Genomic DNA, 21,162 nt, shown 5'->3' on the forward strand with positions numbered 1-21,162 from the left:
GAGCCGGGCCCTCCCACTGATGCGTCTGCCCCCGCCAAGTGAACCCGGCGGGGGCAGACGCGTGCGGAGCTCAGCCGTTCTGGCTCGTTGAGGGACGTCGCCAGGGCGGTCGCCAGGTCGGGATACGGGCCAGCAGGTTGTCGCTGGTCGCCGCCCAGCGGGCGGAGAGGGCCCAGACGACACGGACGGTCGAACGGGGCAACAGCAGTGCCCTGAGCTTCGTCCGGCGGCCGGCGTGCGCCCGCAGACCGACCCCGACCTGCTGCGCGTCCCGGGCGAGACCCGACGGAACCTGCGGACGCGGAGCGAACAGAACCTGCTCCACCGCCGCCGCGACGCGGTGCACCGCCTCCGCGGCCGACGGCTCCAGCTCCCCGAGCCGTACGATCCGCGCGGCGGCCTTACGGGGCGTCTGCGACTCGTCCGGCGCGATGCCGTAGTCCCACGCCGTGTCGGTCACCTCCTGCCAGGCGGCCAGCGCATGGGCAGCCGCCGCCTCCGTACGCCCGTACGCGGTGGCCCTACCCGGGGACCCCTGGGCACCGCCCGTCCGGCCACCTTCGTCGGCCACCTCCCTGGCGGACGCCGACCCCAGGGCCGGTTTCGGCAGCGCACCCTCGTGCGCGCCGAGCCGCTTGGACCGGACCCGCAGCCGCCACAGCATCGGCAGCAACGGAATCAGTACCGCGAGCAGTGCCCCCGGAAGGATCAACAGGGTCCACGGCGAGAAGAACAGCAGCCCCCAGAACGAGCCGTCGTCATCGTCGGAACCCGCCACGGCCGCCGCGGACTCGGTCCCACAGGCCCCCAGCTTCGCCTCCTGCGGCGTGCAGCTCTCGCTCGCCGACGGCTCGGCCGACGGCGCCGTGGACGCCGACTGCGAGGGCCGGGGCACATCGGGCAGGCCGCTGGTGCCGGACTCCTCCGGCACCGTGTACGGAGGAGTCGTGCCCCGGTTGGGGGTCGGCTCGAAGCGGGTCCAGCCCACGCCCTCGAAGTACAGCTCCGGCCAGGCGTGCGCGTCCCGCAGGCCCACCGACATCGTGCCGTTCGTCTGCGGGGTGCCCGGGGTGAAGCCCACGGCCACCCGGGCCGGTATGCCCAGCGTGCGGGCCATCGCCGCCATCGAGAAGGAGAAGTGGACGCAGAAGCCCTCCTTCTCCCGGAGGAACCGGGCTATCGCCTCGGCACCCGTGCCGGCCCGTACCTCGGTGTCATAGGTGAACTCGCCGCTGAACGCGAACCAGTCCTGGAGCTTCACAGCCCGTTCGTAGTCGTTCGTCGCGCCCTTGGTGACCTCCAGCGCGGTCCGCGCCACCACCGACGGCAGCGACGAGGGCACCTTGGTGTACTCCCGCCGCAGCGACGGCGGCGGTTCCGGCGCCTCGGAGAGCTGCTTCGCCGTGGGCCGCACGATCAGGCTCTCGACCGTGTACTGGGCACCCTTGGTGTCCTGCTCGTGGTCGCCGACGAGGGTGCGCCCCACCGGCTCGTACCGCCAGTCGCCGTCGATGTCCACCTTGGTCACCGGGTACGGCATCGGCAGCCAGTCCTGCTCGTAGTCCTCGGCCGCGACGATCCGGGTGGTGATCGTGGACCGCTTGACGTCCGAGCCGAGGCCGGTCGGGGTGCCGAACTCGTCCGGCACCTCCGTGATGGAGCGCTCGGTCGGCTTCCAGGAGGTGCCGTCGAAGTCGTCCAGTGAGACGATGCGCAGATACATCTCCTGCACGTTGTCCGTGTTGGTGCGGTAGGACAGGACCTGGCGGTCCTCGTCCACGTTCAGGCTGTCGCGCAGCGACACCACCGGGTTCACCGCGGAGATCGTGCCACCACCACCGGAGCCCCTGCCCAGACCGCCGCCCGCGCCGGCCAGCAGCCCGCCGTCGAGAGAGGGCATCCCCAGCGGTACCACCAGGGCGATGCCCAGCGCGACCGCGCCGATGCGCCGCCCGGTACGCACCGGGGCGACGGCGCCGCTCGTGGACTCCGCGTGCGGGCCGTGGGGCGCGCCGCCGAAGACCCGGCCCCACTGCGAGAGCCGGTCGCGGCTCTCGGTCAGGAGCAGTAGCAGATAGCCGGCGGACGCCAGCACGAACCAGAGCCACGCGGCGCCGTCGGATAGTCCCGCGGCGACCGAGTACAGCGCGAGCAGCGGCAGACCGGCCGGGGCAGCGCTGCGGAAGGTCACCGCGAGCGCGTCCACCAGGAGGCCGATCACCAGCACACCGCCGATGATCATCAGCTGGATGCCGTCGCTCAGCGGCGCCGGGATCGCGTACCGCCCGACGTCCTCGGCGCCCGTCTGCAGCAGGGTCGCGAAGCGCTGGAACGCCTCCGGGCCGGGCACGATGCCGGCCACCGCCTGCTGCCGGGCGAATATCAGCGTCAGCATCATCAGCGTGACCAGCGCCTGCGCGGCCACGGTCAGCGGCCGTGCCAGGGGGACCCTACGGGTGAGCGCTCCCACGACGGTCTGCACACCCAGCAGGAAGGCCGCCTGGACGATCCAGGTCGCCGGATCGACCAGCGGCAGCAGGGCGCACGCCGCCATGACGGTGGCGGCCCAGGCGCACAGGGCCAGTCTCGCCCGACCGCTCATGACCATCCCTCCCCACCGCTCCCGGACAGCACGCCGGTGCGCTGCCGGTCCGCCTGGCGCCACAGCTCCGCCAGCGAGGCGCCGCGCGGTACGGTCAGCGCCGTCCAGCCCGCCTCGTGCAGCAGCCGCAGCGACTCCTCGCTCGCGCCGCCGGCCCCGGGCACCTCGCCCGGCTCGGTCGTCCACGTCTCGCTGTCCAGCAGGAAGGCGACCGCCCCGCCGCTGCGCTGACGCATCTTGCCGATCACCGTCGCCTGCTCCTCGTCGAGGTCGCCGAGGAAGGCGACCAGCAGACCCTCGTTGCCGCCTCGCAGCACGTCGTACGCGGGCGACAGGCCCGTGCCGTCGGAGTGGTCGATCACCGCGAGGGTGTCCATCATCAGCCCGGCCGCGTCGGCGGACTCCTGACTGGCGCCCGCGAAGCCGTCGGCGCCCTCGCCGGGCACCGAGCTGCCGGTGTCCGTCAGCAGTCGTACGGAGAAGCCACGCTCGAGCATGTGGACCAGCATGGACGCGGCGCCGGAGACGGCCCACTCGAAGGCCGAGTCCGGGCCCGCGCCCAGATACGCCTCGCCCCGCGTGTCCAGCAGGACCGTGCAGCGGGCGCGCTGGGGCTGTTCCTCACGGCGCACCATCAGCTCGCCGTAGCGCGCGGTCGAACGCCAGTGCACCCGGCGCAGGTCGTCGCCGTGGCGGTACCCGCGCGGGATCACGTCGTCCTCGCCGGCCAGCGCCAGCGAGCGCTGCCTGCCGTCGCCGTACCCCTTCGCCTCACCGCTCAGCCGCACCGGCGGCAGCGCCTCCACACGCGGGACGACCGTCAGGGTGTCGTAGGTCGAGAAGGAGCGGGTCAGCTCGCACATGCCGAACGGGTCGGTCAGACGTAGCTGCAGCGGGCCCAGGGGATAGCGGCCGCGCAGATCGGAGCGGACGCGGTAGGACACCTCGCGGCGTCCGCCCGCCTCCACCCGGTCCAGGACGAACCGGGGGCGCGGACCGAGCACGTACGGCACCCGGTCCTGGAGCATCAGCAGGCCGGTGGGCAGCCGCGAGACGTTGTCCATCCGTAGATGGACGCGGGCCTCGCTGCCGGCCGGCACGCGCGCGGGGGAGAGACGACGGCTGCCCGCGACCCGGTAACGGGTGCGGTACAGCACGGTCGCGCAGACCAGCGGCAGCACGGCGAGCAGCAGTCCGACCCGGAGCAGATCGCTCTGCCCGAGGACGTACGCGCAGATGGCGGCCGCCACGCCGGCGGCCAGGAAGGAACGCCCGCGCGTGGTGAGGCCGGCGAGGGCCGTGCGCAGCCCGCCCTTGTCCTGCTCCGGTGTGGGCGCCGGCCCGGCGGTGCTCATCCAAGCCTCCGCGGTGGCTGCTTCGGATACGCGGGCGTGGCGTGGACCGAGCCGAAGCCGCTCTGTGCCTGGGGAGCCTGCGGCACGGGTGTGCGCTGCAGGATCTCCTGGACGACCTGCTCCGGCGTACGGCGGTTGAGCTGGGCCTGGGCGGTGGGCAGCAGCCGGTGGGCGAGGATGGACACGGCCAGTGACTGGATGTCGTCCGGCAGTGCGTACTCCCGGCCGTTCAGGGCGGCGGTGGCCCTCGCCGCACGCAGCAGGTGCAGCGTGGCGCGCGGCGAGGCGCCCAGTCTGAGGTCTGGGTGGGTGCGGGTGGCACCGACCAGGTCCACCGCGTAGCGCCGGACCGTTTCGGCGACGTGCACGCCCCGGACGGCCTCGATCAGCTTCACGATCTCGTGAGCGTGCGCCACCGGCTGCATGTCCTCCAGCGGCGAGACCCCGCCGTGAACGTCAAGCATCTGCAGCTCGGCCTCCGGACTGGGGTAGCCGACGGAGACGCGGGCCATGAAGCGGTCGCGCTGTGCCTCCGGCAGCGGGTAGGTGCCCTCCATCTCCACCGGGTTCTGCGTGGCCACCACCATGAAGGGGCTCGGCAGCTCGTACGTCGTGCCGTCGATCGTGACCTGGCGCTCCTCCAGGGACTCCAGAAGCGCGGACTGGGTCTTCGGCGAGGCGCGGTTGATCTCGTCGCCGATCACGATCTGAGAGAAGATCGCGCCCGGCTTGAACTCGAACTCCTTGCGCTGCTGATCCCAGATGGACACACCCGTGATGTCCGACGGCAGCAGGTCCGGCGTGAACTGGATACGCCGTACCGAGCAGTCGATGGACCGCGCCAGTGCCTTGGCCAGCATGGTCTTGCCGACGCCGGGTACGTCTTCGATCAGAAGATGTCCCTCGGCGAGCAGCACTGTCAACGAAAGCCGTACGACCTCAGGCTTGCCCTCGATCACTCCTTCGACCGAACTGCGGACTCGCTCCACAGTGCTGGTCAGATCAGTGAGGCTCGCTCGATCGTCATAGGTCGTCACCCGGCCCTCCTCGGCCCGTTCTTTCTCCGGGCCGTCGCTCTGCGATGCGGACCGGCCCACCCCGAAACACGGACACCACGCGTGAACTGCTCAGCGTGACGCCACACCCGCATTCTTGCTGCCGTTACCAATCCGTGTCACTCGCCTGTGGATAACTGGCCGCGATATGTCAGGTTTGCGGCCCTTTGAAGGGCGAGATGCCAGCAGATTGACAGGAAACCGAAGCTGCGCCGGACCGCCCTCGGGGGGTAGGAGGGCGGTTCCGAGGGTCCGCATGACGGGGGTCAGGCCGGGTCGACCTCCCGGAGCAGGCCCGTCTTCACGTCGAACACGAAGCCGCGCACGTCGTCGGAGTGCAGCAGGAACGGATTGGTGCGTACTCGCTGCATGGACTGCCGTACGTCCTGGTCGACGTCCCGGAAGGACTCCACCGCCCAGGCCGGGCGCTGGCCGACCTCCACCTCCAGCTCGGTGCGGAAGTCCTCCGTGAGGGACTCCAGGCCGCAGCCGGTGTGGTGGATGAGGACCACGCTGCGGGTGCCGAGCTTGCGCTGGCTGATGGTGAGGGAGCGGATCACGTCGTCGGTGACCACACCGCCGGCGTTGCGGATGGTGTGGCAGTCGCCGAGCTCCAGGCCGAGTGCGTCGTGCAGGTCGAGGCGGGCGTCCATACAGGCCACGACCGCGACCCGGAGGACGGGGCGGGCGTCCATCCCGGGGTCGGTGAACGCGGCGGCGTACCGCTGGTTCGCCTCGACGAGACGGTCGGTGACGGTGCCGTTGGATATGGCGCCTTCGGGGCCGGTGGGAACTGCTGCGGAGGTCGTCATAGCCAAGACGGTACTGGTCACCCCCACTGTGGGCGCTCTGTGAGAGGGGACAAAGAACGTCATTGAGGCTTGTTGTGAGGTAACCCACAGGAGTGGCGGGATCGCCGCCGTACGAGTGATTCCTCCTTGTTCGTGGCATCACGGGGGAGATGTCCCGACGCGCAGGCCGGTTGATTGACCGCGAAGGGCCGTGGACTAAAGTGACGCCGAGCGGGAGGCGGAACCTTCCGCTGGACCGAAACCCCAAGGAGAACCGGTGACAGCCCGGTGTCTCCCCGCGTGCGCGGCGCGTACGTGCGGCTCGCGCCGGACCTGAGAGGGCCCCTTGAGCAACAGCCGCCACGTCCCCGTCATGCTCCAGCGGTGCCTGGACATGCTGGCCCCGGCCCTCACGGAGCCCGGCGCGGTGGTGGTCGACTGCACGCTTGGCCTCGGCGGTCACAGCGAAGCGCTCCTCACCCGCTTCCCCGGGGCCCGGCTCGTCGCCCTCGACCGCGACAAGGAGGCCCTGCGCCTCTCCGGTGAACGGCTCGCCCCCTTCGGTGAGCGCGCCACCCTGGTGCACGCCGTCTACGACGAACTCCCCGACGTCCTCGACCGTCTGGACCTCCCCCGCGTCCAGGGCGTCCTGTTCGACCTCGGCGTCTCCTCCATGCAACTCGACGAGGCCGACCGGGGCTTCGCGTACGCCCAGGACGCCCCCCTCGACATGCGGATGGACCAGACGACCGGCATCAGCGCAGCCGAGGTCCTCAACACCTATCCGGCGGGCGAACTCGTCCGCATCCTCCGGGCGTACGGCGAGGAGAAGCAGGCCAAGCGGATCGTCTCCGCCATCGTGCGCGAGCGAGACAGGGAGCCCTTCAGTAACAGCGCGCGCCTCGTCGAACTGATCCGCGACTCCCTGCCCCAGGCCGCCAAGCGCACCGGCGGCAACCCCGCCAAGCGCACCTTCCAGGCCCTGCGCATCGAGGTCAACGGCGAACTCACCGTCCTGGAACGGGCGATCCCCGCCGCCGTGCGGGCCCTCGCGGTCGGCGGCCGGATCGCCGTGCTGTCGTACCACTCGCTCGAAGACCGTCTGGTGAAGCAGGTGTTCGCGGCGGGCGCCGCCACCACCGCGCCCCCCGGACTGCCCGTCGTCCCCGAGCGCTATCAGCCGAGGCTCAAGCTCCTCACCCGTGGTGCCGAACTTCCCACCGAGGAAGAAGTCGCCGAGAACCGGCGCGCCGCCCCCGCACGCCTGCGCGGGGCGGAACGCGTACGGGAGGACGTCGCATGAAGCGCATGAAGCGCATGAAGCGCATGAGGTCTATGAGGCGTACGAGGCGACCGCACACGGTGCGTGAAGGGGACGGTGAGTGAGGCCGACAAGCGAACTCGCGGGGACGGTGAGTGAGTCCGGAGAACGAATTCGCAGGGAGGGCGCGTGAGCGGGAAACCCGAACTGAGGGGCCGCGCCGCCCGTCTCGCGCGGCTCCTGCCCGCGAGGTCCAAGGGAGCGGCCCGCACCCCCTTCGTCCTCCTCGTCGTTCTGCTGCTGGGGGGCGGCCTCATCGGCCTCCTCGTGCTGAACTCCGCGCTCAGCGAAGGGTCGTTCAGGCTCGACGACCTCCAGGACGACGTGAAGAGCTACACCGACGAGGAGCAGGCGCTCCAGCGGGACGTGGACGCCTACTCCGCGCCCGACGCACTCCTGCGCCGCGCCCGTGAACTGGGCATGGTTCCAGGCGGCGACCCGGCCTTCCTGAACCCGGACGGCACCGTCATGGGTGTGCCCAGGCCCGCCGTCCAGCAGTCCCCGGCCCGTATGCCGCTCGTCCTCGCGCCCGAGGTTCTCGACCCCGGCCTCCCCGAGAGCCCACCCCCCGCCCCGACACCGCCCGCGCCCTCGGTGTCCCCGACGCGAACGCCGCTCCCGGTGTCGGCCCCGGCCCGGCCGCGGCCCCAGCTCCGGACGCCGGCACCCGCGGCCACTCCTACCGCGATCCCCACCCCCACCACCCCGTCCGTGCAGTCCCCCCAGCTCCCGACGACCCCCGGCAGGTGACGGAAGTGGCCGATTCAGGCAGGCAGCCCCCGCGCCGCCGCGTACCCGGACCCGCCCGGCCCGTGCGCCAGGGCGGCAGGCAGCGCCGACCGGGCCCCGGCGCCCGCCCCACCGCACAGCGTCGCCCGGCCATGCCCCGGCAGCCGGCCGCGCGCACCATCCACCTCGGCAGCCCGCGTCCGCGCCTGCGTCTGGTGAGCCTCGCGCTGACCCTGGTGATGATCGCCTTCGTCGTACGGCTCCTCCAGGTGCAGGCCGTCGACGCGAGCGAGTACGCGGCCAAGGCCGACCGGAACCGGTACGTCGGCCGGGTGCTGGCCGCCGAGCGCGGCGGGATCACCGACCGCAACGGCGTCGACCTCGCCATCAGCACGGACGCCAACGACATCACGGCCGACCCCACCATGTTCACGCGCAAGGAGCTCAAGGTCGACGACGGACCCGAGCAGGCGGCCGCGCTCCTCGCACCGATCCTCGGCGCTGACCAGCAGACCATCACCGAGAAACTGCGCACCCCGAACACGCGTTACGTGCTGCTCGCCCGCCGTCAGACCCCCCAGGTCTGGAACCAGATCACCGACCTGAAGACCGCGCTCGTCAAAAAGGCCAGGGAGGACAAGAGCACGGTCAACGTGCTGGCCGGCGTCTTCCAGGAGCCCAGCAGCAAGCGCGTGTACCCCAACGGCGACCTGGCCGCCGGGATACTGGGCTGGGTCAACGCCGAGGGCAAGGGCGGCGGTGGTGTCGAGCAGTTGCTGAACAAGCAGTTGTCGGGCAAGAACGGCAAGATCCGCTACGCCCAGTCCGGGGGCCGCCTCGTCCCCACCGCGGGCTCCGCCGAGACGCCCGCGGTGGCCGGCTCCGACGTCGAGCTGACCATCGACCGCGACATCCAGTGGGCCGCGCAGAACGCCATCACCGAGCAGGTGAGGAAGTCCAAGGCGGATCGCGGCTATGTGATCGTCCAGGACACCCGCACCGGCGAGATCCTCGCCATGGCCAACTCGCCCGGCTTCGACCCCAACGACCTCACCGAGGCGAACCCGGACGCCCTGGGCAACGCGGCCCTCCAGGACGCCTACGAGCCCGGCTCCACCGCCAAGGTCATGTCGATGGCCGCCGTGTTGGAGGAGAACGTCGCCACCCCGGGTACGCACGTCACCGTGCCCAACCGGCTGCACCGGGGCGACCGGCTCTTCAAGGACGACATCGACCACCGGACCTGGTACCTGACGCTCAACGGCGTCCTCGCCAAGTCGAGCAACATCGGCACCATCCTCGCCACCGGCGAACTCGGCAGGAACCAGCGGGAGTCCAACCAGATCCTCCACTCGTACCTGCGCAAGTTCGGCATCGGCAGCCCCACCGGCCTCGGTTTCCCCGGAGAGACCAAGGGCATCCTCGCCGCGCCCGGCGACTGGTCCACCTCGCAGCAGTACACGATTCCTTTCGGCCAGGGCATGTCGTTGAACGCGATGCAGGCTGCCTCCGTCTACTCGACGGTCGCCAACGGCGGCGTACGCGTCGAGCCCACCCTCGTACGAGGCACCAAGGGCCCGGACGGCCGCTTCACCCCGGCTCCGACACCCCAGAAAACACGGGTCGTGAGCGAGAAGACGGCGAAGACCCTCGCCCGGATGCTGGAGTCCGTGGTGGACGACCGGGAGGGCACGGGCACCAAGGCACGCATCCCCGGCTACCGGGTCGCGGGCAAGACGGGTACGGCCAACCGTGTGGATCCGGCCACCGGCAGGTACCGGGGCTACACCTCGTCGTTCGCCGGGTTCGCGCCCGCGGACAAGCCGCGGATCACCGTCTACTGCGCGATCCAGAACGCCACCCGGGGCAGCTACTTCGGCGGCCAGATCTGCGGGCCCATCTACAAGGAGGTCATGGAGTTCGCTCTGAAGACCCTCCAGGTCCCGCCCACCGGGGCGAAGCCCGCGAACCTGCCCGTCACCTTCAGACCCTGACCGCCTCCGAACCCCGCTCCTGACCACATCCTGATCCCTTCACCGATCAGTGCGACCAGCCAGGAACCGACTCGTGACCATGATCACCCCTGGCCCCGGGAACCACGCGTCCCAGGGCCGCTCGCACAAACCCTCGCCCACCCGTCACCCATCACCACCCTTGCCGGACCGCGCTTCGCGCGGGCTCCCCTTTAGCTCCGGCAGGGGTGGGCCCGGTACGCTCACCGCCGTGCCACACGCTGATCAGTCCCAAACCACCCAGAAGGACGTTCCCGTGACCTATCCGGGACCGCCCCGGCCGGCCCATGTCTCCGCCGCATCCCTCGCGGAACTCGCCGGTCAGCTGGGTGCCGAGCAGCCGGCGAGCGCGGCAGTCGTCGAGGTCACGGGCATCACCCACGACTCGCGCGCCGTCCGCCCCGGCGACCTGTACGCCGCCCTGCCCGGTGCCCGACTGCACGGCGCCGACTTCGTCGACCAGGCCGTCGGCCTCGGCGCCGTCGCCGTGCTCACCGACCCCGGCGGCGCCGAACGCGCCGCCGCCGCAGGGCTTCCCGCCCTCGTCGTCGACAACCCACGCGGGCGGATGGGCGAGCTGGCGGCCACGATCTACGGCCGCCCGGGAGGCGACCTGCTCCAGATCGGCATCACCGGCACCTCGGGCAAGACCACCACCGCGTACCTCGTCGAGGGCGGCCTGAAGAGCGTCCGCTCCACCGGCCTCATCGGCACGGTCGAGATGCGCATCGGCGACGAACGCATCAAGTCCGAGCGAACCACCCCCGAGGCCACCGACCTCCAGGCCCTCTTCGCGGTCATGCGCGAACGAGGCGTCGACTCGGTCGTCATGGAGGTCTCCAGCCACGCCCTGGTCCTCGGCCGGGTCGACGGCTGCGTCTTCGACGTCGCCGTCTTCAACAACCTCAGCCCGGAACACATGGAGTTCCACTCCGACATGGAGGACTACTTCCAGGCGAAGGCCCGGCTGTTCACACCGGAACGCAGCAGGCTCGGCGTCGTCAACCTCGACGACGAGTACGGCCGCAGGCTCGTCGAGGAAGCCACGGTCCCGATCGTCACCTTCTCCGCCGAGGGACACCCCGACGCCGACTGGAGGGCCGAGGACGCCCGGGTCGGGCCGCTGGACTCGACGTTCACGGTGGTCGGGCCCAAGGGCGAGCGGATCGCCGCCAGGTCGCCGCTGCCGGGCACCTTCAACGTCGCCAACACCCTGGCGGCCGTCGCCGCGCTGGCCGTCGCCGGGATCGACCCGCAGACCGCGGCCGACGGCATCGCCGCCGTACCGGGCGTGCCGGGCCGCCTGGAGCGCGTGGACGCCGGGCAGCCGTACCTCGCGGTCGTCGACTACGCCCACAAGACCGACGCCGTCGAGTCGGTCCTCAAGGCGCTGCGCAAGGTCACCGAGGGCAGGCTGCACGTCGTCCTCGGCTGCGGCGGCGACCGGGACACGACCAAGCGCGGACCGATGGGCGCCGCCATGGCACGGCTCTCCGACACCGCCGTACTGACCTCCGACAACCCCCGCTCCGAGGATCCCCTCGCGATCCTCGCCACCATGCTCGAAGGCGCGGCGTCCGTGCCGGCGCACGAGCGCGGCGACGTCCTCCTCTTCGAGGACCGGGCCGCCGCGATCGCCGCGGCCGTGGCCCGCGCACAGCCGGGCGACACCGTGCTGGTCGCGGGCAAGGGCCACGAGCAGGGCCAGGACATCGCCGGCGTGGTACGTCCCTTCGACGACCGCCAGGTGCTCCGCGAAGCAATCCAGCAGACCCAGGGATGAACTTGTGATCGCCCTCTCCCTCGCCGAGATCGCAGAAGTCGTCGGCGGGCAGACGCACGACATACCGGATCCGTCGGTGCGCGTCACCGGACCGGTCGTCCGGGACTCCCGTGAGGTGGAACCCGGCAGCCTCTTCGTCGCCTTCGTCGGCGAGCGCGTGGACGGCCACGACTACGCGGCCGCGGTCGTCGAGGCGGGCGCGGCAGCGGTGCTGGCGTCCCGTCCCGTCGGTGTGCCCGCGATCGTCGTGGCCGATGTGCAGAGCGCCCTCGGTGCCCTCGCCCGGCACGTCGTCCACAAGCTCGGCACGACCCTCGTGGCCCTCACCGGCTCCGCGGGCAAGACCAGCACCAAGGACCTGATCGCCCAGGTGCTCCGGCGCAAGGCGCCGACGGTGTTCACACCCGGCTCCCTCAACAACGAGATCGGGCTGCCCCTCACCGCGCTCAGCGCCACCGAGGAGACCCGTTTCCTCGTCCTGGAGATGGGCGCCCGAGGCATCGGTCACATCAAGTACCTCACCGAGCTGACACCGCCGAGGATCGGCCTCGTGCTCAACGTCGGCACCGCCCACATCGGCGAGTTCGGCGGCCGCGAGCAGATCGCGCAGGCCAAGGGCGAGCTGGTGGAGGCCTTGCCCGCCGCGGAGGACGGCGGCGCCGCGATCCTCAACGCCGACGACCCCCTCGTACGCGCCATGGCGTCCCGGACGAAGGCCCGTGTGATTCTTTTCGGAGAGTCAGACGAAGCGGACGTACGCGCCGAGAACGTGACGCTCACGGACGCCGGACAGCCCGCGTTCAGGCTTCACACACCCTCCGGTGCAAGCGATGTGACCATGCGCCTGTACGGTGAGCACCACGTGTCGAACGCGCTCGCCGCGGCCGCCGTCGCCCATGAGCTGGGCATGTCCGCAGACGAGATCGCCACCGCGCTCTCCGAAGCGGGCTCCCTCTCCCGCTGGCGGATGGAGGTCACCGAGCGCCCGGACGGCGTGACGGTCGTCAACGACGCCTACAACGCGAACCCCGAGTCCATGCGAGCCGCTCTGCGCGCGCTCGCGGCGATGGGCAAGGGGCGGCGGACCTGGGCGGTGCTCGGCAAGATGGCCGAGCTCGGGGACGAATCGCTCGCCGAGCACGACGCGGTCGGACGGCTCGCCGTCCGGCTCAATGTCGGCAAGCTCGTCGCGGTGGGGGGCAGGGAAGCGTCCTGGCTCCAACTGGGCGCATATAACGAGGGTTCGTGGGGTGAGGAGTCGGTGCACGTGTCCGACGCACAGGCGGCGGTCGACCTGTTGCGCAGTCAGTTGCGCCCGGGAGACGTCGTACTCGTGAAGGCGTCCCGGTCGGTCGGGCTCGAGAGCGTGGCGCAGGCGCTGCTCGACAGCGGCAACGAGGGTGAGGTTGCCGCGCGATGATGAATCAGATCCTGTTCGCAGGAGTCATCGGTCTCTTCCTGACCCTGGTCGGCACCCCGCTGCTGATCAAACTGCTGGCCCGCAAGGGCTACGGCCAGTACATCCGGGACGACGGCCCGCGCGAGCACGCCAGCAAGCGCGGCACCCCGACCATGGGTGGCATCGCCTTCATACTGGCGACGATCATCGCGTACTTCCTGGCCAAGGTGATCACGGGCCAGACGCCCGCCTTCTCGGGTCTGCTGGTGCTGGGCCTGATGGGCGGCATGGGCCTCGTCGGCTTCCTCGACGACTACATCAAGATCGTCAAGCGTCGTTCGCTGGGTCTGAGGGCCAAGGCGAAGATGGCCGGCCAGCTGATCGTCGGCATCGGATTCGCGGTCCTCGCGCTGCAGTTCCCGGACGCCCGGGACCAGACGCCGGCCTCCACGAAGATCTCCTTCGTCCAGGACTTCGGCTGGACCATCGGCCCGGTGCTGTTCGTCATCTGGGCGCTGTTCATGATCCTCGCCATGTCGAACGGCGTGAACCTGACCGACGGTCTGGACGGTCTCGCCACCGGCGCCTCGGTGCTCGTCTTCGGCGCCTACACCTTCATCGGCGTCTGGCAGTTCCAGGAGTCCTGCGCCAACACGCAGACGCTGACCAACCCGGCCGCCTGTTACGAGGTACGAGATCCACTGGACCTCGCCATCGTGGCGTCCGCGCTGATGGGTGCCTGCCTCGGCTTCCTGTGGTGGAACACCTCGCCGGCCAAGATCTTCATGGGTGACACCGGTTCGCTTGCCCTCGGCGGCGCGCTCGCCGGTCTCGCGATCTGCTCCCGCACCGAGCTGCTCCTCGCGCTCCTCGGCGGTCTGTTCGTCCTCATCACGATGTCGGTCGTCATCCAGGTCGGCTCGTTCAAGCTGACCGGCAAGCGCGTCTTCCGCATGGCCCCGCTCCAGCACCACTTCGAGCTCAAGGGCTGGTCCGAGGTTCTTGTCGTGGTCCGCTTCTGGATCATCCAGGGCATCTGTGTGATCGTCGGACTGGGCCTCTTCTACGCGGGATGGGCGGCCGACAAGTGACCGACTGGCAGGGCAAGCACGTCACCGTCGCCGGACTCGGCGTCTCCGGCATCCCGGCGGCCAAGGTCCTGCACGGCCTCGGCGCCGTCGTCACGGTCGTCAACGACGGCGACGACGAGCGCGCCCGCGCGCAGGCCGCCGACCTGGAGGCGCTCGGCATCGCCGTGCGCCTCGGCGACGGCGCGACCCTGCCGGTAGGCACCGAGCTGATCGTCACCACCCCGGGCTGGAAACCCGACAAGCCGCTCTTCACCGCCGCCCGTGAGGCCGGCCTGGAGATCTGGGGCGACGTCGAGCTGGCCTGGCGCCTGCGCGGTCCCGACGCGGCGCCCTGGCTGGCCGTCACGGGCACCAACGGCAAGACCACGACCGTCCAGATGCTCGCCTCGATCCTGGCGGCCGCGGGGCTGCGGACGGCCGCCGTCGGAAACATCGGGGTCTCGCTGCTGGATGTCGTCCTCGGCGACGAGCAGTACGACGTACTGGCAGTGGAGCTGTCCAGCTACCAGCTCCACTGGGCGCCTTCCCTGCGCGCCCACTCCGCCGCCGTCCTCAACCTCGCCCCCGACCACCTCGACTGGCACGGCTCTATGGAGGCGTACGCCAAGGACAAGGGCCGCGTCTACGAGGGCAACCGCGTCGCCTGCGTCTACAACATGGCCGACAAGGCCACCGAGGACCTGGTGCGCGAGGCGGACGTCGAGGAGGGCTGCCGGGCCGTCGGGTTCACACTCGGAACGCCGGGGCCGTCCCAACTCGGTGTCGTGGACGGCATCCTGGTCGACCGCGCCTTCGTCGAGAACCGGCAGAAGAACGCCCAGGAGCTCGCCGAGATCTCGGACGTGAACCCGCCGGCACCGCACAACATCGCCAACGCCCTCGCGGCGGCCGCCCTCGCGCGCGCCTTCGGAGTGCCCGCGGCGGCCGTCCGGGACGGGCTGCGGGCCTTCACGCCGGACGCGCACCGCATCGCGCACGTGGCCGAGGTGGACGGCGTCGCGTACATCGACGACTCCAAGGCCACCAACACCCATGCCGCGCAGGCCTCGTTGGCCGCTTACGAGTCGATCGTGTGGATCGCCGGCGGCCTCGCCAAGGGCGCGACCTTCGACGAACTCGTCGCCGGCGCGGCGAAGCGGCTGCGGGGGGTCGTGCTGATCGGCGCGGATCGCGCGCTGATCCGCGAAGCGCTCGCGCGACACGCCCCCGAAGTGCCGGTCGTCGACCTCGAACGGACCGACACTGGGGCGATGCTCGCCGCCGTCCGCGAGGCGCGGACACTGGCGCGGGCGGGCGACACCGTGCTGCTGGCGCCGGCCTGTGCGTCGATGGACATGTTCGTCAACTACAACAAGCGTGGGGACGCGTTCGCGGAGGCCGTCCGTGAACTCGCCGCCGCTGACGGCTGACCCGGCCCGCCCTTGCCTGGCGGCGCTGGGCAGGACAGGGAGGGAACGCCCATGACACGGATCTGGTCGGTGAGTCGTGGGCGGCTGACCGCCGGTGGCACGGCTCCGGGCCCGGCGTCCGCAGGCAGTGGGCCGGAGGGGCTCCGCGATGCCCGGTAGCCGTACCGGCCGTCCCCCCGTCCAGCGCCTCACCAGACGGCCCCCCATCCCCAGGCAGCCGCGGGAGAACCCCGTGCGGCGGCTCCACACCCGGGCGCGCAAGGCCTGGGACCGGCCGCTGACCGCCTACTACCTGATCCTCGGCGGCAGTCTGCTGATCACCGTGCTGGGTCTGGTGATGGTGTACTCGGCCTCGCAGATCAAGGCCCTGCAGATGTCGCTGCCTGGGACCTTCTTCTTCCGCAAGCAGTTCCTCGCGGCGGCGATCGGCACCGTGCTGCTGCTCCTGGCCTCGCGGATGCCGGTCAAGCTGCACCGGGCGCTCGCGTACCCCATCCTGGCCGGCTGTGTCTTCCTGATGGCCCTGGTGCAGGTGATAGGGGAGTCGATCAACGGCAACCAGAACTGGATCGCCATCGGAGGCTCGTTCCAGATCCAGCCCAGCGAGTTCGGCAAGCTGGCGCTGGTGCTGTGGGGCGCGGACCTGCTGGCCCGCAAGGAGGACAAGCGGCTCCTCGCGCAGTGGAAGCACATGTTGGTACCGCTCGTTCCGGTGGCGTTCCTGCTGCTCGGGTTGATCATGCTCGGCGGCGACATGGGCACCGCGATCATTCTCACGGCGATCCTGTTCGGTCTGCTGTGGCTGGCGGGCGCCCCGACCCGGCTCTTCGGGGGCGTGCTGTCCGTCGCCGGACTCATCGGGTTCGCCCTGATCACCACCAGCGACAACCGGATGGCCCGCCTGGCCTGTATCGGAGCCACCGAACCCCGCACGGACGGCGCCGACTGCTGGCAGGCCGTGCACGGCATCTACGCCCTCGCCTCGGGCGGAATCTTCGGCTCCGGACTCGGCGCCAGTGTGGAAAAATGGGGTCAACTCCCGGAAGCGCACACCGACTTCATCTTCGCCGTCACCGGTGAGGAACTGGGCCTCGCGGGGACGCTGTCGGTGCTCGCCCTCTTCGCGGCTCTAGGCTATGCGGGTATCCGCGTGGCCGGACGCACGGAGGACCCCTTCGTCAGGTATGCCGCGGGAGGCGTGACCACCTGGATCACCGCTCAGGCGGTGATCAACATCGGTGCGGTGCTCGGTCTGCTGCCGATCGCCGGAGTCCCGCTCCCGCTGTTCTCCTACGGAGGTTCCGCCCTGCTGCCGACCATGTTCGCCATCGGGTTGCTGATCGCGTTCGCGCGCGACGAACCCGCTGCGAGGGCGGCGCTTGCCATGCGGCAACCCCGCTTTGGTAGAAAGCGTGGCGGCGGCCCTACGGGGCCGGGGAGATGGAACACGATGCGACGACGTGCCTCGGCACGTTCGTCCGGAGAGCGGTGAATTTCGGTGCATGTCGTACTCGCCGGTGGCGGAACCGCCGGTCACATCGAGCCCGCGCTCGCCCTCGCGGACGCCCTGCGCAGGCAGGACCCGACCGTGGGCATCACGGCCCTGGGCACGGAGCGCGGTCTGGAGACACGCCTCGTCCCCGAGCGCGGCTACGAACTCGCGCTGATCCCCGCCGTACCCCTGCCGCGCAAGCCCACCCCCGAGCTGATCACCGTGCCCGGCCGGCTGCGCGGCACGATCAAGGCGACCGAGCAGATCCTGGAGCGCACCAAGGCGGACGCCGTCGTCGGCTTCGGCGGCTACGTCGCCCTGCCCGGCTACCTCGCCGCCAAGCGCCTCGGCGTGCCGATCATCGTCCACGAGGCCAACGCCCGCCCCGGCCTCGCCAACAAGATCGGCTCCCGGTACGCCGCCAAGGTCGCCGTCTCCACCCCGGACAGCAAGCTCCGCGACGCCCGCTACATCGGCATCCCGCTGCGCCGCGCCATCGCCACCCTCGACCGTGCCGCCGCACGCCCCGAGGCCCGCGCGATGTTCGGACTCGACCCCAACCTGCCGACGCTGCTGGTCTCCGGCGGCTCCCAGGGCGCCCGCCGCCTCAACGAGGTCGTCCAGCAGGTAGCGCCCTACCTCCAGCAGGCCGGGATCCAGATCCTGCACGCGGTCGGCCCGAAGAACGAACTGCCGCAGGTCCACCAGATGCCGGGGATGCCCCCGTACATCCCGGTACCGTACGTGGACCGGATGGACCTCGCGTACGCCGCTGCCGACATGATGCTCTGCCGCGCGGGCGCGATGACCGTCGCCGAACTCTCCGCCGTCGGGCTCCCGGCCGCCTATGTCCCGCTGCCCATCGGCAACGGCGAGCAGCGGCTCAACGCCCAGCCGGTGGTCAAGGCCGGCGGCGGACTGCTGGTCGACGACGCGGAACTGACCCCCCAGTGGGTGCAGCAGAACGTCCTGCCCGTCCTCGCCGACCCGCACCGGCTGTACGAGATGTCCCGTGCCGCCGGTGAGTTCGGCCGCCGGGACGCCGACGACCTGCTCGTCGGGATGGTGTACGAGGCGATCGCGTCGCGCCGTTAGGCGGCGGCCTGACACGGGAGGCAGGGGAGCGTGGCCGGACCGACCACCGCCGAACGCGGTGCAGAAGAGGATCTGGACTCCGGCCCGCCGCCGCGGCGGCGGCTCCCCGGCCCCCGGGCACTGATCGCCGTCGCGGCCGCCCTGGTGCTGATGGCCGGCGTCTCGCTCTGGGTTCTGTACGGCTCCTCGTGGCTGCGGGCCGAGCGGGTGTCGGTGTCGGGCGTCCAGGTGCTGACCGAGGCCCAGGTCCGCGAGGCGGCCGACGTGCCGCTCGGCGAACCCCTCATTTCCGTCGACACCGAGGCGATCGAGTCGCGACTGCTGCGGACATTGCCCCGGATCGACTCGGTGGAGGTCATCCGCTCCTGGCCCCATGGAATCGGGCTGAAAGTGAGCGAACGTACTCCGGTTCTGATTGTCGAGGCAGTCGGAAATTCGGGCAAGTACGTCGAAGTAGACGCGAAAGGTGTGCGTTTTGCCACGGTTTCGCGTGCCCCGAAGGGCGTTCCCACACTGGAATTGGCGCTGTCCCGCTCAGGTTCCTCAGCCGCCAGTCTGCGGCGATTCGGAGAGGACCGGCTCGTGCGGGAGGCCGTGCGCGTCGCCCGTGCCATTCCGGCCGCGATCACGCCCGAGACCCTGGTCGTCAAGGTCCGTTCCTATGACTCGATCTCGCTGGAGTTGAGCGGAGACCGTACGGTCTTGTGGGGGAGCGCGGAGAAGGGGCGTGCGAAGGGTCGTGCGCTCACCGCCCTGATGAAAGCCGCCCCGAACGCGGGGCACTTCGACGTGAGTGTCCCCACCGCGCCCGCGTCAGCAGGGAGTTGACGCACATCCGCGCAGGCCAGCACCCTGGTTGGGCAGCGCTATGGCTGATCACATAGGGTGAAAAGAAAAACGGGAGGTTCGGCGTGTTCGTTGAACGTGCGCCACTTGTCGACTTAGTGTCCTGTTCGGAAGAGTCCAAGGAACAGTCACACTGGTAACCCTAAACTTCAGCGTTAGGGTTCGGGTCGGCGTTCGGACCGTCCCACTTCGGCATCAGTCGTCGGATCGCGGGTCCCTCGCGAGGCGGCGACACGTAACTCGAGGCGAGAGGCCTTCGACGTGGCAGCACCGCAGAACTACCTCGCAGTCATCAAAGTCATCGGTGTCGGCGGCGGTGGTGTCAATGCCATCAACCGGATGATCGAGGTCGGTCTCAAGGGCGTCGAGTTCATCGCCATCAACACCGACGCGCAAGCTCTGTTGATGAGCGACGCCGACGTCAAGCTCGACGTCGGCCGCGAACTCACCCGCGGACTCGGCGCCGGCGCCAACCCGGCCGTCGGCCGCAAGGCCGCCGAGGACCACCGCGAGGAGATCGAGGAGGTCCTCAAGGGAGCCGACATGGTCTTCGTGACGGCCGGCGAGGGCGGCGGCACCGGCACCGGCGGCGCGCCCGTCGTGGCCAACATCGCCCGCTCGCTGGGCGCCCTCACCATCGGCGTGGTCACCCGCCCCTTCACCTTCGAGGGCCGTCGCCGCGCCAACCAGGCCGAGGACGGCATCGCCGAGCTCCGTGAAGAGGTCGACACCCTCATCGTCATCCCGAACGACCGGCTGCTGTCCATCTCGGACCGCCAGGTCTCGGTCCTCGACGCCTTCAAGTCGGCCGACCAGGTCCTGCTCTCCGGTGTCCAGGGCATCACCGACCTCATCACCACGCCCGGTCTGATCAACCTCGACTTCGCCGACGTCAAGTCCGTGATGTCCGAGGCCGGTTCGGCCCTCATGGGCATCGGCTCGGCCCGCGGCGACGACCGCGCCGTGGCCGCCGCCGAGATGGCGATCTCCTCCCCGCTGCTGGAGGCCTCCATCGACGGCGCCCGGGGCGTGCTGCTCTCCATCTCCGGCGGCTCCGACCTCGGTCTCTTCGAGATCAACGAGGCCGCCCAGCTTGTCAGCGAGGCCGCCCATCCCGAGGCCAACATCATCTTCGGCGCGGTCATCGACGACGCGCTCGGCGACGAGGTCCGCGTCACCGTGATCGCCGCCGGGTTCGACGGCGGCCAGCCCCCGGCCAAGCGGGACAACATCCTCGGCTCGGCCTCGGCCAAGCGCGAGGAGCCCGCGCCGGTACGGCCCGCCGAGACCCGCCCCTCCTTCGGCTCGCTCGGCAGCGTCAAGCCGAAGGAGGAGCCCGAGCCCGCCCCCGAGCCGGTGAACGAGCTGCCGGTCACCCCGCCGGTCCCGCCGTCCCGGTCCTACACGGACAGCGCGGCGGAGGAGCTGGACGTGCCGGACTTCCTCAAGTGATAGGACGGCGCGAGAACGTGAGCGGCGCGCACTTCGCCTTCACCGACAGGTGGGGCGGGGTGAGCGCCGCTCCGTATGACGAGCTCAATCTCGGCGGGGCGGTCGGGGACGACGCCGAAGCCGTACGCACCAACCGGGAGCTGGCGGCCAAGTCACTGGGCCTGGAGCCGGACCGGGTGGTCTGGATGAACCAGGTGCACGGCGCGGACGTGGCCGTGGTCGACCGGCCGTGGGGTACCGGCGACGTCCCGTCCGTCGACGCGCTCGTCACCACCCGGCGCGGACTCGCGCTCGCCGTCCTCACCGCGGACTGCGTACCCGTTCTGCTGACCGACCCCGTCGCCGGGGTCGCGGCCGCCGCACACGCGGGCCGGCCCGGCATGGTCGCCGGGGTCGTCCCCGCCGCCGTACGGGCCATGATCGACCTCGGCGCCGACCCCGCGCGGATCGTCGCCCGCACCGGCCCCACCGTCTGTGGCCGGTGTTACGAAGTGCCCGACACGATGCGCGCGGAGGTGGCCTCCGTCGAGCCGGCGGCGTACGCCGAGACCAGTTGGGGCACGCCCTCGGTGGATGTGTGCGCCGGAGTGCACGCACAACTGGAGCGCCTCGGGGTGCACGACCGGGAGCAGTCGCCCGTGTGCACGCTGGAGTCGCGCGACCACTTCTCGTACCGTCGCGACCGCGCCACAGGGCGACTCGCGGGATATGTCTGGCTGGGCTGATGGGC

General features: G+C 70.8%; 16 protein-coding genes. 12 read left to right on the forward strand and 4 right to left on the reverse strand.

Annotated features, from left to right (window positions below; genetic code table 11):
* Positions 1–70 precede the first annotated feature (70 nt).
* The 4 genes from ACFY9I_RS29115 to ACFY9I_RS29130 form a co-directional block, all read right to left on the reverse strand.
* Entirely contained in the window at positions 71–2,602 is a 2,532-nt protein-coding gene (locus tag ACFY9I_RS29115; protein ID WP_391006923.1) for a transglutaminaseTgpA domain-containing protein, read from the reverse strand.
* Positions 2,599–3,957 (reverse strand): DUF58 domain-containing protein, encoded by a 1,359-nt coding sequence (locus ACFY9I_RS29120; protein WP_391006924.1) that lies wholly within the window; start codon positions 3,955–3,957, stop codon positions 2,599–2,601. Before ACFY9I_RS29120 ends, ACFY9I_RS29115 begins: the two co-directional genes overlap by 4 nt.
* Complete coding sequence (locus ACFY9I_RS29125; protein ID WP_391006926.1) at positions 3,954–4,994, reverse strand: AAA family ATPase; 1,041 nt, start codon at positions 4,992–4,994, stop codon at positions 3,954–3,956. The genes ACFY9I_RS29120 and ACFY9I_RS29125 overlap by 4 nt, the downstream gene beginning before the upstream one ends.
* A 284-nt stretch (positions 4,995–5,278) precedes the next feature.
* Complete coding sequence (locus tag ACFY9I_RS29130) at positions 5,279–5,887, reverse strand: carbonic anhydrase (protein WP_391006928.1); 609 nt, start codon at positions 5,885–5,887, stop codon at positions 5,279–5,281.
* A gap of 262 nt (positions 5,888–6,149) precedes the next feature.
* Between ACFY9I_RS29130 and rsmH the strand changes: the two genes are divergently transcribed.
* The 12 genes from rsmH (at position 6,150) to pgeF (ending at position 21,157) form a co-directional block, all read left to right on the forward strand.
* Positions 6,150–7,106: a 16S rRNA (cytosine(1402)-N(4))-methyltransferase RsmH gene (gene rsmH, locus ACFY9I_RS29135; protein WP_391006930.1), complete on the forward strand. Its 957-nt coding sequence runs from the start codon at positions 6,150–6,152 to the stop codon at positions 7,104–7,106.
* Positions 7,107–7,253: 147 nt separating this feature from the next.
* Positions 7,254–7,874, forward strand: coding sequence for a hypothetical protein (locus ACFY9I_RS29140; RefSeq protein WP_391006932.1), 621 nt, complete (start codon positions 7,254–7,256; stop codon positions 7,872–7,874).
* 191 nt (positions 7,875–8,065) lie between these two features.
* A complete protein-coding gene (locus ACFY9I_RS29145) occupies positions 8,066–9,847 on the forward strand; it encodes a penicillin-binding transpeptidase domain-containing protein (RefSeq protein ID WP_391007010.1) in 1,782 nt (593 codons plus the stop codon).
* A gap of 73 nt (positions 9,848–9,920) precedes the next feature.
* On the forward strand, positions 9,921–11,648 hold the full coding sequence (locus ACFY9I_RS29150; protein ID WP_391006933.1) for a UDP-N-acetylmuramoyl-L-alanyl-D-glutamate--2,6-diaminopimelate ligase: 1,728 nt from the start codon (positions 9,921–9,923) through the stop codon (positions 11,646–11,648).
* Positions 11,649–11,652: 4 nt separating this feature from the next.
* Complete coding sequence (gene murF / locus ACFY9I_RS29155) at positions 11,653–13,068, forward strand: UDP-N-acetylmuramoyl-tripeptide--D-alanyl-D-alanine ligase (protein WP_391006935.1); 1,416 nt, start codon at positions 11,653–11,655, stop codon at positions 13,066–13,068.
* On the forward strand, positions 13,065–14,138 hold the full coding sequence (gene mraY, locus ACFY9I_RS29160) for a phospho-N-acetylmuramoyl-pentapeptide-transferase (RefSeq protein ID WP_391006937.1): 1,074 nt from the start codon (positions 13,065–13,067) through the stop codon (positions 14,136–14,138). The genes murF and mraY overlap by 4 nt, the downstream gene beginning before the upstream one ends.
* Positions 14,120–15,547 (forward strand): UDP-N-acetylmuramoyl-L-alanine--D-glutamate ligase, encoded by a 1,428-nt coding sequence (gene murD, locus ACFY9I_RS29165; protein ID WP_391006939.1) that lies wholly within the window; start codon positions 14,120–14,122, stop codon positions 15,545–15,547. Before mraY ends, murD begins: the two co-directional genes overlap by 19 nt.
* 148 nt (positions 15,548–15,695) lie before the next feature.
* Positions 15,696–17,039: a putative lipid II flippase FtsW gene (gene ftsW / locus ACFY9I_RS29170; RefSeq protein ID WP_391006941.1), complete on the forward strand. Its 1,344-nt coding sequence runs from the start codon at positions 15,696–15,698 to the stop codon at positions 17,037–17,039.
* Positions 17,040–17,045: 6 nt separating this feature from the next.
* On the forward strand, positions 17,046–18,134 hold the full coding sequence (murG, locus tag ACFY9I_RS29175) for an undecaprenyldiphospho-muramoylpentapeptide beta-N-acetylglucosaminyltransferase (protein WP_149822651.1): 1,089 nt from the start codon (positions 17,046–17,048) through the stop codon (positions 18,132–18,134).
* Positions 18,135–18,164: 30 nt separating this feature from the next.
* The gene (locus ACFY9I_RS29180; protein WP_391006943.1) at positions 18,165–18,962 is read left to right on the forward strand and encodes an FtsQ-type POTRA domain-containing protein; all 798 of its coding nucleotides are present in this window, start codon (positions 18,165–18,167) and stop codon (positions 18,960–18,962) included.
* A 279-nt stretch (positions 18,963–19,241) separates the two neighbouring features.
* Positions 19,242–20,432: a cell division protein FtsZ gene (gene ftsZ / locus ACFY9I_RS29185; protein ID WP_391006945.1), complete on the forward strand. Its 1,191-nt coding sequence runs from the start codon at positions 19,242–19,244 to the stop codon at positions 20,430–20,432.
* Positions 20,429–21,157, forward strand: a complete 729-nt coding sequence (gene pgeF / locus ACFY9I_RS29190) for a peptidoglycan editing factor PgeF (protein WP_391006947.1) — start codon at positions 20,429–20,431, stop codon at positions 21,155–21,157. The genes ftsZ and pgeF overlap by 4 nt, the downstream gene beginning before the upstream one ends.
* The last annotated feature ends 5 nt before the right edge of the window (positions 21,158–21,162 follow it).

This window comes from Streptomyces sp. NPDC012510 (assembly GCF_042955065.1).
Classification (GTDB): Bacteria; Actinomycetota; Actinomycetes; order Streptomycetales; family Streptomycetaceae; genus Streptomyces.

Bases quoted from the DNA above. Each gene is read 5' to 3' on its own strand.
- ACFY9I_RS29115 (WP_391006923.1), bottom strand. From the start codon at position 2,602: ATGAGCGGTCGGGCGAGACTGGCCCTGTGCGCCTGGGCCGCCACCGTC.
- murD (WP_391006939.1), top strand. From the start codon at position 14,120: ATGGGCGGCCGACAAGTGACCGACTGGCAGGGCAAGCACGTCACCGTC.
- mraY (WP_391006937.1), top strand. From the start codon at position 13,065: ATGATGAATCAGATCCTGTTCGCAGGAGTCATCGGTCTCTTCCTGACC.
- ACFY9I_RS29130 (WP_391006928.1), bottom strand. From the start codon at position 5,887: ATGACGTTCTTTGTCCCCTCTCACAGAGCGCCCACAGTGGGGGTGACC.
- ACFY9I_RS29120 (WP_391006924.1), bottom strand. From the start codon at position 3,957: ATGAGCACCGCCGGGCCGGCGCCCACACCGGAGCAGGACAAGGGCGGG.
- ftsW (WP_391006941.1), top strand. From the start codon at position 15,696: ATGCCCGGTAGCCGTACCGGCCGTCCCCCCGTCCAGCGCCTCACCAGA.